This window comes from Vibrio sp. 1F263 (assembly GCF_041439035.1).
Classification (GTDB): domain Bacteria; phylum Pseudomonadota; class Gammaproteobacteria; order Enterobacterales; family Vibrionaceae; genus Vibrio; species Vibrio tasmaniensis_A.
On record NZ_JBGONI010000009.1, the window covers coordinates 63,157 to 76,250 of the forward strand.

Here is a 13,094-nt window from a genome sequence, read left to right on the forward strand (position 1 = left end):
GCGTAAGGTTACTACTCTGTCATTGATTTGTTAATTCAAGTATAGTGTCGCGTTGAAAATGCCACTTTTTTTTAAAATCAGCAAGTGGAAATAAAGCTCTGAATAGGCTGAATTTCCTTTTCTAATTTGGGTGGCATTACGACGTGAGTCGTGTTGGAAGTAAAGTGTAGTAAATAAGAAATTGGAAGCATGCAAATGAGCCAAGAAAAGCAGCTTGAACAAAACTACAACTATACGGTCGTCCGTCAATTTACCCTCGTTACAATTTTGTGGGGTATTGTCGGTATGGGCGTTGGTGTTTTGATTGCCGCTCAATTAGTTTGGCCACAGCTAAACTTTGATACGCCGTGGCTGACGTACAGTCGTTTACGTCCCCTGCATACTAATGCGGTTATTTTTGCGTTCGGTACAAGTGCGCTGTTTGCAACATCATATTATGTTGTGCAACGTACCTGTCAGACGCGTCTCTTTGGTGGCCCTCTCGTAGCCTTTACCTTTTGGGGTTGGCAAGCGATTATCCTGTCCGCTGCAATTACTTTACCGTTAGGTTTAACCTCTGGTAAAGAATACGCAGAACTTGAATGGCCAATCGATATTGCTATTACTCTTGTGTGGGTAGCTTATGCGGTCGTGTTCTTCGGAACCATGATTAAGCGTAAGACATCGCACATTTATGTAGCTAACTGGTTCTTCGGAGCCTTCATCATCACGGTTGCCGTGTTGCACATCGTTAACAGCCTGGCTGTTCCTGTATCTGCGTTTAAATCGTACTCGATTTATTCCGGAGCGATCGATGCAATGGTGCAATGGTGGTACGGACACAATGCGGTAGGCTTCCTATTGACAGCTGGTTTCCTAGGTATGATGTATTACTTCGTTCCTAAACAAGCTGGTCGCCCTGTTTACTCTTACCGTTTGTCGATTGTTCACTTCTGGGCTCTTGTGTCTCTGTATATTTGGGCTGGTCCTCACCACCTACACTACACAGCACTTCCAGACTGGACTCAGTCTCTAGGTATGGTTATGTCTTTGGTTCTGTTTGCTCCATCTTGGGGTGGCATGATCAACGGTATTATGACTCTATCTGGTGCGTGGCATAAGCTACGCTACGACCCTATCCTACGTTTCCTAATCGTTTCTCTATCATTCTACGGCATGTCGACTTTCGAAGGCCCAATGATGGCAATCAAAACGGTTAACGCACTATCTCACTACACGGACTGGACTATCGGTCACGTTCACTCTGGTGCGCTAGGTTGGGTAGCGATGGTTTCTATCGGTTCGGTTTACCACTTAGTTCCTAAACTATTTGGTCAAGAGCGTATGTACTCTGTATCTCTAATCAATGTTCACTTCTGGTTAGCAACGATTGGTACGGTTTTCTACATTGTTGCAATGTGGATCTCTGGTGTGATGCAAGGTCTGATGTGGCGTGCAGTTAACTCTGACGGTACATTAACTTACAGCTTCGTTGAATCTGTAGAAGCATCTTACCCGTTCTACTTTGTACGTTTCTTAGGGGGCTTCATCTTCCTATCTGGTATGTTCTTACTGGCATACAACACGTACAAAACTGTTTCTGCACCTAAAGATAGCCTTAAAGCTATCCCTCAACCGGCTTAAGGAGATTTAGAATGAGCTCAAATTCAAATAATCGCCATGAGTTGGTAGAGAAGAACGTTGGCCTACTGGCGATCTTGATCGTTATTGCTATCAGTTTTGGTGCTTTAGTAGAAATTACCCCTCTTATTTTCCAAAAGCAGACGACTGAACCTGTAGAAAACCTACGCGTTTACTCTGCTTTGGAAATGGAAGGTCGTGATATTTATATCCGCGAAGGTTGTAACGTATGTCACAGCCAAATGATTCGTCCTTTCCGATCTGAAACTGAACGTTACGGTCACTACTCTGTAGCGGGCGAAAGCGTTTGGGAACACCCATTCTTATGGGGTTCTAAGCGTACTGGTCCAGATCTAGCGCGTGTTGGTGAACGTTACTCTGATGAGTGGCACCGTGTTCATCTTATCGACCCTCGTGAACTTGTTCCTGAATCAAACATGCCTGGTTTCCCATGGCTTGCTGAGAATGTACTTGATGGCAAATTGACTCAACAGAAGCTTGAACTCTTCCGTAATCAATTTGGTGTTCCTTACACAGACGAACAAATTGCTAACGCTAAACAAGATGTTGAAGGAAAAACAGAGATGGATGCAATCATCGCTTACCTTCAATCGCTTGGCCACGCAATGAAATAAGGAATAATTATGGACATTATTACATTTCAAAGTGTTTGGACTGTTACTGTTTTTGCTTGCTTCATCGGCATCGTTTGGTGGGCATACGGCAAGAATCGTAAATCACGTTTCGACGAAGATGCGAACCTAGTGTTTGCAGACGACGAGCCGGCAACAAGTTCTAAAAATCAAGGAGTGACAAAGTAATGAGTACATTCTGGAGTATCTGGGTTAGTGCGATTACGATTGGTACCCTAATTGGTTGTGCTGTCTTGCTTCGTTGGTGTTTTAAAGATCGAACTGGCGTAGAAGAAGGTCATGATATGGGCCATGAATACGATGGTATTCGTGAGCTTAATAACCCACTACCAAAATGGTGGACATACCTTTTCATCAGTACGATTGTGTTTGCAGCGGTTTACCTTGCTCTTTACCCTGGCCTTGGCAATTTTAAAGGTCTACTAGGGTGGACAAGTTCAAACCAAGAAGTTCGTAGTATTGAAGAGTCTCGCTCTTCGATTGCTGCGGCTCAAGCGAACAAGCAGTTAGACGAGTACGCGAAAGAGCTTGATGACGCCAACACCTATTTTGGTGAAGCATTCAAAAAGCTAGCTCACGACGAAAATGGTTTACGTTCTGTCCCTGACATTGCATCAGATGCTGACGCAATTAAAGTGGGCCAACGTTTATTCTTGCAAAACTGTTCTCAGTGTCACGGCTCTGATGCTCGTGGTCAAAAAGGTTTTCCTAACCTAACTGATGACGCATGGCTATATGGTGGTGAACCACAAGCTATCGTGACAACAATCATGCATGGTCGTGTTGGCCAAATGCCTGGCTGGAAAGATGCACTTGGTGAGCAAGGCGTTAAAGAAGTGGTTAGCTACACGCTTAGCCTTTCTGGACGTAGTGTGAATGCTCGTGAAGCTGAAGCTGGTAAAGCACGCTTTGTTGTATGTGCTGCATGTCACGGTACAGATGGTAAGGGTAACCCTGCTGTAGGTGCACCTGACCTGACCGACCGCGACTGGTTGTTTGGCGACTCTCGCGCTGCTGTGACGGAAACAGTAATGTACGGACGCTCTGGCGTGATGCCTGCTTGGAAAGACATTCTAGGCGAGGATAAAGTACAACTGATTTCATCATACGTGTGGAGCTTAAGCAACTCGGATAATAAGTAACATTTCAATAACAGCCTCTTTCTAAGAGGCTGTCTTTCCTTTATTTTATAACCCCTTCTTTTTATTCTTTTTTGAGATCTTTTTTATGGTAAAGCCTTGGTATAAACAGTTTTGGCCGTGGTTCTTAATCGCGTTGCCAGCGACAGTAGTTATTTGGACCATCATGACGGTTATTGTGTTCACACAGAACTCTGTAGACCTAGTGACTGAGGATTACTATAAAAAAGGAAAAGGCATTAATGTCGACATTTCAAAAGTAAATATTGCAAAGGAACTCGGCCTTTCAGCTTCAGTTAACGAGAAAGGTAATTCAGTTATCATTACTCTTGAGAAAGGTAAACTCGATCACTTCCCTGCGATTAACGCAATGTTTGTTCACAGAACACTGCCTGACCGCGATTTTACTCAACTACTGACAGCGGATGCGAAAGGCAACTACACCATGACTTTGGATCACGAAATGCAAGGACCATGGTTTATTGAGCTTTCTCCGCATGATTCTGAATGGTTAGTGCAAGGTCGCATGAACTTCCCTATTGATACTCCTACTCAACTAACGAATTAAAGCTTATGTGTGAATCCTGTTATCACTGCGGTGAAGATGTACCAGCGGAAACGGATTTTAAAGTAGAAATTTTAGGATCGGTTCGTCCGATGTGTTGTCCGGGTTGCGAAACCGTAGCCCAGACAATCATAGATAGCGGTTTGGTCTCTTATTACCAATACCGTACTGCTCCGGCTGAAAAAGCCGATCTGGTGCCAGAGCAACTTCTGGCTCTCAGTCACTATGACAATGAAGATGTTCAATTGGAGTTTGTCCGTAACTCCGAAAACGTCTCTGAGGTGACATTGTCACTAGATGGTGTCTCTTGTGCGGCTTGTGCTTGGCTTATTGAGAAGCAAGTTTCTTCAAAGCTTGGCGTTGTGAGTATTCGTGTTAATACCACGACCAACCGCGCTTTGCTTAGTTGGGACAACACTCAGGCTAAACTAAGCGAGTTGCTATCCGCGATTCATAGGTTGGGCTACAAAGCTGCACCATTCGAGGCTGACCAACAAGAAGCCGCTTATCATCGTTCGATGAAAAACTACCTTTATCGTCTTGGTGTCGCGGGTTTAGCGACTATGCAAGTTATGATGCTAGCGGTGGCGCTTTATCTCGAAGTTTTTGGCAGCCTTGAGCCGGAATTCAAAAGCTACTTTCGTTGGGTGAGTTTGATCTTCGCAACGCCTGTACTGCTCTACTCAGCATTACCGTTCTATATTAACGCTTGGCGTAGTATTAAAGGCCGAACCTTGGGCATGGATGTTCCTGTGTCGATCGCTCTATTGTTTGCCTATGTTGCGAGTTTAGTGGCAACGGTGACAGAGCAAGGCGAAGTGTTCTTTGAATCTATCTCGATGTTCACCTTCTTCTTGTTGCTTGGTCGTTTCCTTGAGATGCGCGCGCGTCGTAAAGCGGCAGCAGCTAGTGGTAACCTGCTTAAGCTAGTTCCAGCTATGGCGACAACATTAGACGGTGAACAAGTTCCAGTTAAAACATTGAAAGTCGGCGACCAGATTCGGGTTCTACCCGGTGAGCATATCCCTGCGGATGGTAAAGTACTGTCTGGTAGAGTTCATATTGATGAATCGATGCTGACTGGCGAATCGATTCATGTGGTTAAGAATGAAGGCGATACCGTATTTGCTGGTACATTGAATGGTGATGAATCGTTTGAATTGGAAGTGATGACGTCTAAAGCTGATTCCGTGATTTCCAATATCGTTCGCCTTCAGGATGAAGCGCAGCTGTCTAAGCCTCGCATCGCTGAGATTGCCGATGTGGTTGCTCGATACTTTGTTGCTGTGATTCTGGTTATCTCGTTCGGCACTTGGTTTTACTGGCACCAAACACGTCCAGAAGATGCTTTCTGGATTATGCTCTCGGTACTTGTTGCGACATGTCCTTGTGCTCTATCGCTTGCAACACCGACAGCCATCACCTGCTCAACTTCTCGTATGGGTAATTTCGGTATCTTGCTGCGCAAAGGCCATGTGTTTGAAACTTTGTGCAAAGTGAATCACTTGATCATAGATAAAACAGGCACGTTGACCGAGGGTGATATTCGTATCAGCCAAGTTGAAACCTTCGCAGAACTTGATAAAGACACCTGTTTGAAAGTAGCGGCGAGCCTAGAGCAACATGCTAACCACCCTATCGCGAAAGCGTTCAAGACTCATCTTTCTGATGATATCGAAGTAGAGTCTGTCAATAACGTAATTGGCTCTGGTATCACTGGTGAGTGGAATGGACAAGAAGTCGCTATCGGCAGCAGTGAATTCATTCTTGGTGATGCACAAACATCGGAAAGCAATGGTATTTACTTGTCGATGTCTGGTCGACATACCGCAACATTCACTTATGAAGACCCGATTCGTAAAGAAAGTATTGAGTTCATTAAGCAATTCAAAGAAGCGGGAATCAAAACCACGCTGCTGACTGGCGATTCTTTGATTAACGCGAAACCTGTTGCTGAAGAGATCGGCATTACTGACATTGTTGCTAACGCGAAGCCGGAAGATAAACTGGCTTATTTAAACTCTAGAGACGCTAGTGACATCACCATGATGGTTGGTGACGGTATTAACGATGCGCCTATTCTTGCAGGTGCACACCTTTCGGTTGCTATGGGCGGCGGTACCGACGTGGCGAAAGCCTCAGCGGATATGGTGTTATTGGGTGACAAACTCGATAGATTACTTAAATCACGAACATTAGCGCTTAAAACGCGTAAGATAATCCGTGAAAACTTAGCGTGGTCGTTGGGGTATAACTTACTTATTCTTCCATTGGCCGTAGCGGGTTTGGTTGCTCCATACATTGCCGTTGTTGGCATGTCTGCTAGCTCTATTATTGTTGTGTCTAACTCGTTAAGGCTTTTAAAAGAGCAAGGTAAATAATGGAAAGTTTATACATACTTATTCCAATTGCGATCGTACTTGTGTGCATCGCTGTCGGTATATTTCTGTGGGCAGTTAAGAGTGAGCAGTTTGAAGACCTTGAGCGTCAAGGCCACAACATTCTGTTTGATGAAGACACTAATGCTCTTCACCATTCTGATAGTAAACCTGTTAAGAACGAGAAAGCTAACGTAGAAAGCCAAACTAACTTAGACAAAAAGAACGATGACGCCTGATTGGATCGGAGCCTTTGTTGTTGGGTTGATCGGCGCAGGTCACTGCATGGGAATGTGTGGTGGCATTGCGTCGCTTCTTTCAATTGGAAACAGTAAACCTTCCCCTGTCATTCCCCTGCTTTATAACCTAGGACGCTTGCTAAGCTATGCCGTGATTGGCGGTGTGATTGGCGGTGCAATTTCTTCTATAGGTCAGCTAAGCGATTTTAACGCTCTGCTAGGTTGGCTGCGATTATTTGCTGCTGGCTTTATGATCGTCTTAGGTTTGTATATTGGCAAATGGTGGTTCGGCTTGTTGTTTTTTGAAAAAGTCGGACAAAAACTATGGCGCTATATCTCTCCTGTCGGTAAATCATTTCTACCATTGAAGCATCCTAGTCACGCTCTACCATTTGGTTTCATTTGGGGGTGGTTACCATGTGGCCTTGTTTATTCTATGCTTACATGGGCGGCCGTATCAGGAAGTTGGTATAACGGAGCGGGTATCATGCTTGCTTTCGGTTTAGGAACCCTCCCTGCGATGCTCACGGTTGGAATGGGGGCAAATTTCCTCAAAAAACTGCAACAAGCTGACTTATTTCGTCAGTTTGGTGCAATTTTAATCCTCATTTACGGCTTCTATACCGGTTATATGGCGCTACAGCTTATTATTTATACCGTATAGCGGCGTCTTTAATCCGGTTTTTTTACTACCCTTTAGGATTAAGGAATGCTAAAATATTGACGTATATCAAATAGTGAAAGATTGTTATGATTTCTGAAAAGCCTGTGACGAAACGTGTTCAGTCTGGTGGCTGTGCGATCCATTGCCAGGATTGTAGTATTAGCCAGCTCTGTATTCCGTTTACTTTGAATGAATCTGAACTCGATCAACTTGATCAGATCATTGAGAGAAAAAAGCCTATTCAAAAAGGCCAAGAGTTATTTAAAGCCGGTGACGAGCTTAAATCTCTATACGCTATTCGCTCTGGAACGATCAAGAGCTACACGATTACCGAGCAAGGTGATGAGCAAATTACTGCATTCCATCTAGCGGGCGATCTTGTTGGCTTCGATGCGATTACTGGTGACATGCACCCTAGTTTCGCACAAGCGTTAGAAACTTCTATGGTATGTGAAATTCCATACGAAATTCTAGACGACCTATCAGGAAAAATGCCTAAATTGCGTCAGCAAATTATGCGTCTGATGAGTAATGAGATTAAAGGTGACCAAGAAATGATTCTGCTTCTTTCTAAGAAGAACGCGGAAGAGCGTCTTGCTGCATTCCTTTACAACCTTTCTACTCGTTTCTCTCAACGTGGCTTCAGCCCACGTGAGTTTCGCCTAACGATGACTCGTGGCGATATTGGTAACTACCTTGGTTTGACTGTTGAAACAATTAGCCGTCTTTTAGGTCGCTTCCAAAAAGCAGACATCTTGAGCGTTAAAGGCAAATATATCACTATCGAAGATCACGATGCGTTGATGGAACTTGCTGGCGTTTCAAAAGAATAGTCTAGATATCAATGATGTAGTTCAATAATGAGCTACATCATGTTTCTCTCTTAAAACCTCTTATATTTCTCTTATTCTCTCCATAACTACGCTACATTATTTATATGTTCGGTCTGAAAAGTAGGCTTAGTTATGAGTATCTATAACAAAATTTTAGTTGTCGCAGACATTAATCACGATGAGCAACCTGCTCTAGTTCGTGCTATCCAACTTGCCAAGAAAAGCACATCAACAAGCCACATCACTTTCTTTTTATCGATCTACGATTTCTCGTATGATATGACATCTATGCTCTCTGTCGATGAAAGAGACGCAATGCGTAAAGGTGTAATTCATCAACGTGAAATTTGGATGAATAAAGTGGCGGCTCCTTACCTTGATGATTCCATTGAATTTAACGTTCAAGTGGTTTGGCATAATCGCCCGTATGAAGCGATCATTGCTGAGGTTTACAGTGGTGAGCATGACATTTTGATCAAAGGCACACGTAAGCACGATACCTTAGAATCAGTCATCTTTACTCCAACCGACTGGCACCTATTAAGAAAATGCCCTAGCCCAGTGTTGTTGGTTAAAAATGATTTCTGGCCAGAACACGCGAAGATCTACGCTTCCGTTCATGTTGGCTCTGAAACAGAAGCTCACTTAGAGCTCAATGATACGATGGTCGACAGATTACTTGAAATCACAGGTCGTTTAGATGCTGAGCCGCTATTGGTAAACGCCTACCCGGTGACACCTGCTAATATCACAATCGAGCTGCCAGAGTTTGACCCAACCTCTTATACTGACGCGGTTCGTGGCCATCACTTAACAGCGATGAAAGCGTTGCGCCAGAAGCACGGTATGAGTGAAGAGCAAACTGTTGTTGAGCAAGGCTTGCCAGAAGATGTTATTCCTCGTGTCGCGTCTGAAAACAACGCTGCTATGGTGATTCTTGGTACAACCGGCCGTACTGGATTGTCTGCCGTGTTTATTGGTAATACTGCGGAACATGTAATCGACAAGATTAACTGCGATGTACTGGCTCTTAAACCGTCGGGTTACGTCAGTCCACTTGATCCTAATTTATCTATAGGTTAATACCCTATAGCTGATTTAAAATCATAAAAAACGCCTCAAGCACTGCTTGAGGCGTTTTTTATTATCTAGAGCTTCCGCCATTCCAAATACAGAATCGTGAATATCTCGTTATACGTTAGTCACGTCGATGAACATTGACTCATCAATATTTGAAGAGGAAATTTCAGCTTCTTCGAATTCGTAGGCCTTGCGATCTTCACTACGGTCTAGTGGAAGGTTTACGAAATCAAACAATTCTCGGTCAGCCAGTTGGCTTGGACTTACGTTCTGAATTGACTTGAAAATCTTCTCAACACGACCTGGCGTTTGCTTATCCCAATCAATCAACATCGCTTTAATGTTCTGACGCTGTAGGTTCTCTTGAGAGCCACACAGGTTACAAGGAATGATTGGGAAATCTAGGTGCTCTGCGTATTGGATTAAGTCCGTTTCACGACAATAAGTCAGTGGACGAATAACAACGTTACGGCCATCATCAGAACGCAATTTTGGCGGCATTGCTTTCAAGCGTGCACCGTGGAACATGTTCAGGAACATCGTCTCAACAATATCGTCTAGGTGGTGGCCAAGAGCAATCTTAGTCGCCCCAATTTTCTCTGCAAACGAGTACAAAGTACCACGACGAAGACGAGAACATAGACCACAGGTTGTTTTACCCTCTGGCACTTTCTCTTTAACTACGGAGTACGTATCTTTATCTACGATGTAGTAAGGAATGTTCAGAGTTTCGAAGTACTCAGGAAGAATATGCTCAGGAAAGCCAGGTTGTTTTTGGTCTAGGTTTACGGCAACAACATCGAATTTGATAGGTGCAGCTTCACGTAAACGTAGCAAAATATCTAGCATCGCAAATGAATCTTTACCGCCACTAATGCATGCCATTACTACGTCATTCTCTTCGATCATGTTGTAGTCAACGATGGCATTTCCAACATTTCGTCTCAGACGTTTCTGAAGCTTGTTGAATTCAAGTGTTTCTTTTTTATTTTCGTTTTGGTTCATTGCGACTCTCACACCGTCGTATTACCGACTGTAGATTGCTAGTGGGACTGTTTTAGGGCGTGGATTATACGGATTTTTATTTGATGTTGAAATAGTAACGGCAGGATTAACAAGCTGAGTATTGGAAAGATTCCGCTTCTTTTGAGCTTTAAGCTCTCTAAACGGTTAGATAAACGCGTCTTAACAAATTCGAGGTTTGTATAGTAGACAAAGAAAAGCAGCCTTCTCTAAAAGACCAGGCTGCTTAAGAACTACTTCCTCAAAGCGTAGGGAGTGCTTTTAGCTAGACTTATTGCGCGGGAATGTACGGTAATACGCGAACCGTTGGCTCTGGTAAAGTGATGCTGTCACTTCCATTGAGCTCTTCTAAGGTGAATTTAACACGGCCTTCTTTAATTGGGATCTGTTTACCGTTAGATAGAGCAATGTTGCCTTCAAGCTTGTCATTGAACTCCAACGTTAACCCTTGGATATCAGGTGTGAACCAGCTAGAGAACATGCCGCTGACGTCTTCTAGCATTGCCTGCATCTGTGGTAACAGGCTTTCTAGCTGTGCAACTTCAACATCGCCAGCTAAAGGCTCTTGAGTCATTACAACGAGCGAATATGCACACTCTTGCTCTTGGGTTTGTACAAAGATAAGAGGATTTGCTGAGCGCAGGTTTTGATCTACAGGTAGAAGCAGCTCATTCGCAGGAGATACTTTTAGCTCTTCGTAGTGCTCTTCTTTCTCCATCCAAGCTTTGCTGATGTGACAGGTTTTCTGTGCTTGTTGGTCAACAAAGAACACCGCAACTTTGACATCATCGTGCCCTTCTTTGGTGTTGTTTTTCAGCTGAGTATAGAGTTTAGAATACGTGAACATGTATTCTTGCGCCGAAGCTGGAAGAGAAACCCCAAAACTTAAAGTGGCCAATAAAGCGATAGCTGTCTTTTTCATTATTATAATCTTGTTGAAGTTGAGCGTTTATAAATAGAAAGAGCAGCCAATGAGCTGCTCTTTTGCGATATTGCTTGGTGTCAAATTGACTAAAGAAGTCAATCAAACGGATATCCAAATGAGTTACTTTTCCCAGTATACCTTGTTGTGACGGATCATAGCTTGTAAATCAGTCACATAGTCTGAACCTCGCTCAGAATATTTTAACAAGCCATTGGTCAATTCGGTCGCCGTTTCTTTGGTTAACAGATCATTACCATTTGCTGCCAGTTGCGCACGAATGGCTCTTAAATCTGCATAGGCACGGTTACGATTAAGGTTCATGAAGTAACGGTGTACGGATTCTTGGCTTGAAGAAAATGTTGCTACTTCATGCGAGCTGCCTTCGTTACGTTGTAGCGGAACAAGGCCACAACCTTTGCTGTAACACCAATGTCCGAAATAGTTGTTTGCTTTGGTGGCGAAACGTGATGTCCCCCAAGCTGATTCATTAGCAGCCTGTGTCAGTACCAGCGCCTCTGGCAGTACGTTGACTCGGTTAAGCATTTCCGCCAACCATGTCTGCTCTATACCTGTGCTAGGTACCGGTAAGCTGTACAACTTCCCTAACCTTTTCGCATAAGAAATGTCTTCAGAATCAATATTACCTAAACCAGATTCAGAGAGCTTAGTTAAAAACGCACGTTCTTTGGTGATACGTTTGTTTTCAATCTTGATGCTTGGGCGTAGGAACGAAAAAAACGCATCTTTTTTCTCGTTTACATCCTTAATAGTCGCAAAATTTGGTGCGCTTGAAGCAACAGTCAAGTCATCAAATTGGTCTGCTGAATTAGAGCTCTGTTCTGTCGTACGTCGGCGTTCTTCTTCTTGGTAAAGGTAAGGGCCAATCAGTGAAATAGAACCCACTATTGCTAGTGTTGTTACTTTGAGCGCAAGAGATTTACTCGCGCTGCCTTTGTCGTTATTACGCATCGAAGACCTGCGGGTTTTTGTTCTTGTTACCATGGCTACTGTTGTTGCCGTTATTGTTACCGCCATCGCTATCGTCATCGCTCATTGGGCGGTCTGATGCAATTATCTTCAGCTTGATGCCAAACATCTCACGGTAAACGATACCTTTCACGTGGAAGAAGAATGGAAGAACGAAGATCAAGCCAATGCCGTACATCATCGCAGCAACGATGAACATCAGCATAACCATTAGATATATAGACGCGACTACGAAGATCTTCTTATTTACTGCTCTTAGAGAAAGTAACAGCGATTGCATCGGCGGAACTTTTTTATCACAAATCAGCAGAATTGAGTTGCTGAACGCAAGTGAGAAGTAGATAGACAGAAATGGCAGAATCATACCAGCGATGCCTTGAAGCATTAGGCTGAACAAAGTCACTAGAATAACGGGGATCGTAAACTGCAAACCTTTGCCTATGTGGCGTACTTTAGTTTGAAGACCTGCAGCGTGGCTCATTGCCATTAAACAGATGCCGGCATAGATGGGTGCACTGACGACTTCATAGCTAAAATTTGCAATGAAAACCGATTCAACGATCTGAGGTGTAAAGGCTTCAGGGTCGATTACCGCATCTAAGATAACTGCAGGGTCACCAAGTTGCAGTTTTAGTGCGATATAAAAGATAGCCAATTGTACGAACATCAGCGCAACAATCGCAGGGGAAAACGAAAGAAAGTGACTTATCGTATGTTTCCAAGCTTCTTGGAATACAGCCGTTGCTTTGAGCTCATAATCGCCGGAAAGTGCACGGTCGATACTACCGCCCAAATTAAAATCTTTTTCGATGTCGTTGTTCATATTGATACCTAGGTGCGCCAACTAAACGAAGGCACCTAACTTATTGATAAAAAATTACCTTCATTATACCCATATGTCGGATGCAAACTAAAATATGAATCTGTAACAAGGCTTGCTTTTACGTCTTAATGGTCAATAATTAGACACTTGTTGGGATGTGAACCC

The 13,094-nt window shown here is 43.6% G+C and carries 14 protein-coding genes; 10 read left to right on the forward strand and 4 right to left on the reverse strand.

Annotated features, from left to right (window positions below; genetic code table 11):
* Positions 1-189: 189 nt before the first annotated feature.
* The 10 genes from ccoN to uspE all read left to right on the forward strand — a co-directional run bounded on the left by ccoN (position 190) and on the right by uspE (position 9,174).
* The gene (gene ccoN / locus ACED25_RS08620) at positions 190-1,623 is read left to right on the forward strand and encodes a cytochrome-c oxidase, cbb3-type subunit I (protein WP_008221953.1); all 1,434 of its coding nucleotides are present in this window, start codon (positions 190-192) and stop codon (positions 1,621-1,623) included.
* 11 nt (positions 1,624-1,634) lie between these two features.
* The gene (ccoO, locus tag ACED25_RS08625; protein WP_122047301.1) at positions 1,635-2,255 is read left to right on the forward strand and encodes a cytochrome-c oxidase, cbb3-type subunit II; all 621 of its coding nucleotides are present in this window, start codon (positions 1,635-1,637) and stop codon (positions 2,253-2,255) included.
* Positions 2,256-2,264: 9 nt separating this feature from the next.
* Positions 2,265-2,441, forward strand: a complete 177-nt coding sequence (locus ACED25_RS08630; protein WP_009846708.1) for a CcoQ/FixQ family Cbb3-type cytochrome c oxidase assembly chaperone — start codon at positions 2,265-2,267, stop codon at positions 2,439-2,441.
* Positions 2,441-3,415, forward strand: coding sequence for a cytochrome-c oxidase, cbb3-type subunit III (gene ccoP, locus ACED25_RS08635; RefSeq protein ID WP_009846709.1), 975 nt, complete (start codon positions 2,441-2,443; stop codon positions 3,413-3,415). Before ACED25_RS08630 ends, ccoP begins: the two co-directional genes overlap by 1 nt.
* Positions 3,416-3,500: 85 nt before the next feature.
* Positions 3,501-3,980, forward strand: coding sequence for a FixH family protein (locus ACED25_RS08640; RefSeq protein WP_009846710.1), 480 nt, complete (start codon positions 3,501-3,503; stop codon positions 3,978-3,980).
* Between the two features lie 5 nt (positions 3,981-3,985).
* Positions 3,986-6,358 (forward strand): heavy metal translocating P-type ATPase metal-binding domain-containing protein, encoded by a 2,373-nt coding sequence (locus ACED25_RS08645; RefSeq protein ID WP_017103171.1) that lies wholly within the window; start codon positions 3,986-3,988, stop codon positions 6,356-6,358.
* Positions 6,358-6,594 (forward strand): cbb3-type cytochrome oxidase assembly protein CcoS, encoded by a 237-nt coding sequence (ccoS, locus tag ACED25_RS08650; RefSeq protein WP_009846712.1) that lies wholly within the window; start codon positions 6,358-6,360, stop codon positions 6,592-6,594. Before ACED25_RS08645 ends, ccoS begins: the two co-directional genes overlap by 1 nt.
* Complete coding sequence (locus ACED25_RS08655) at positions 6,584-7,258, forward strand: sulfite exporter TauE/SafE family protein (RefSeq protein ID WP_009846713.1); 675 nt, start codon at positions 6,584-6,586, stop codon at positions 7,256-7,258. The genes ccoS and ACED25_RS08655 overlap by 11 nt, the downstream gene beginning before the upstream one ends.
* An 86-nt stretch (positions 7,259-7,344) precedes the next feature.
* The gene (locus tag ACED25_RS08660) at positions 7,345-8,091 is read left to right on the forward strand and encodes an FNR family transcription factor (RefSeq protein ID WP_009846714.1); all 747 of its coding nucleotides are present in this window, start codon (positions 7,345-7,347) and stop codon (positions 8,089-8,091) included.
* 132 nt (positions 8,092-8,223) lie between these two features.
* The gene (gene uspE, locus ACED25_RS08665) at positions 8,224-9,174 is read left to right on the forward strand and encodes a universal stress protein UspE (protein ID WP_017097864.1); all 951 of its coding nucleotides are present in this window, start codon (positions 8,224-8,226) and stop codon (positions 9,172-9,174) included.
* Positions 9,175-9,282: 108 nt separating this feature from the next.
* Here uspE and ttcA read toward each other — a convergent pair whose 3' ends face one another.
* The 4 genes from ttcA to ACED25_RS08685 form a co-directional block, all read right to left on the reverse strand.
* Positions 9,283-10,176 (reverse strand): tRNA 2-thiocytidine(32) synthetase TtcA, encoded by an 894-nt coding sequence (gene ttcA / locus ACED25_RS08670; protein ID WP_029222956.1) that lies wholly within the window; start codon positions 10,174-10,176, stop codon positions 9,283-9,285.
* A gap of 289 nt (positions 10,177-10,465) precedes the next feature.
* Positions 10,466-11,116, reverse strand: coding sequence for a DUF2987 domain-containing protein (locus tag ACED25_RS08675; protein ID WP_017103169.1), 651 nt, complete (start codon positions 11,114-11,116; stop codon positions 10,466-10,468).
* A gap of 123 nt (positions 11,117-11,239) precedes the next feature.
* On the reverse strand, positions 11,240-12,088 hold the full coding sequence (locus tag ACED25_RS08680) for a glucosaminidase domain-containing protein (protein ID WP_029222955.1): 849 nt from the start codon (positions 12,086-12,088) through the stop codon (positions 11,240-11,242).
* On the reverse strand, positions 12,081-12,929 hold the full coding sequence (locus ACED25_RS08685) for a membrane protein (RefSeq protein WP_017103167.1): 849 nt from the start codon (positions 12,927-12,929) through the stop codon (positions 12,081-12,083). Before ACED25_RS08685 ends, ACED25_RS08680 begins: the two co-directional genes overlap by 8 nt.
* Positions 12,930-13,094: the final 165 nt, after the last annotated feature.

What these genes read in the sequence shown, in the direction of transcription:
- ccoN (WP_008221953.1), top strand. Translation starts at nt 190, where the DNA reads ATGCAAATGAGCCAAGAAAAGCAGCTTGAACAAAACTACAACTATACG.
- ccoO (WP_122047301.1), top strand. Translation starts at nt 1,635, where the DNA reads ATGAGCTCAAATTCAAATAATCGCCATGAGTTGGTAGAGAAGAACGTT.
- ACED25_RS08630 (WP_009846708.1), top strand. Translation starts at nt 2,265, where the DNA reads ATGGACATTATTACATTTCAAAGTGTTTGGACTGTTACTGTTTTTGCT.
- ccoP (WP_009846709.1), top strand. Translation starts at nt 2,441, where the DNA reads ATGAGTACATTCTGGAGTATCTGGGTTAGTGCGATTACGATTGGTACC.
- ACED25_RS08640 (WP_009846710.1), top strand. Translation starts at nt 3,501, where the DNA reads ATGGTAAAGCCTTGGTATAAACAGTTTTGGCCGTGGTTCTTAATCGCG.
- ACED25_RS08645 (WP_017103171.1), top strand. Translation starts at nt 3,986, where the DNA reads ATGTGTGAATCCTGTTATCACTGCGGTGAAGATGTACCAGCGGAAACG.
- ccoS (WP_009846712.1), top strand. Translation starts at nt 6,358, where the DNA reads ATGGAAAGTTTATACATACTTATTCCAATTGCGATCGTACTTGTGTGC.
- ACED25_RS08655 (WP_009846713.1), top strand. Translation starts at nt 6,584, where the DNA reads ATGACGCCTGATTGGATCGGAGCCTTTGTTGTTGGGTTGATCGGCGCA.
- ACED25_RS08660 (WP_009846714.1), top strand. Translation starts at nt 7,345, where the DNA reads ATGATTTCTGAAAAGCCTGTGACGAAACGTGTTCAGTCTGGTGGCTGT.
- uspE (WP_017097864.1), top strand. Translation starts at nt 8,224, where the DNA reads ATGAGTATCTATAACAAAATTTTAGTTGTCGCAGACATTAATCACGAT.
- ttcA (WP_029222956.1), bottom strand. Translation starts at nt 10,176, where the DNA reads ATGAACCAAAACGAAAATAAAAAAGAAACACTTGAATTCAACAAGCTT.
- ACED25_RS08675 (WP_017103169.1), bottom strand. Translation starts at nt 11,116, where the DNA reads ATGAAAAAGACAGCTATCGCTTTATTGGCCACTTTAAGTTTTGGGGTT.
- ACED25_RS08680 (WP_029222955.1), bottom strand. Translation starts at nt 12,088, where the DNA reads ATGCGTAATAACGACAAAGGCAGCGCGAGTAAATCTCTTGCGCTCAAA.
- ACED25_RS08685 (WP_017103167.1), bottom strand. Translation starts at nt 12,929, where the DNA reads ATGAACAACGACATCGAAAAAGATTTTAATTTGGGCGGTAGTATCGAC.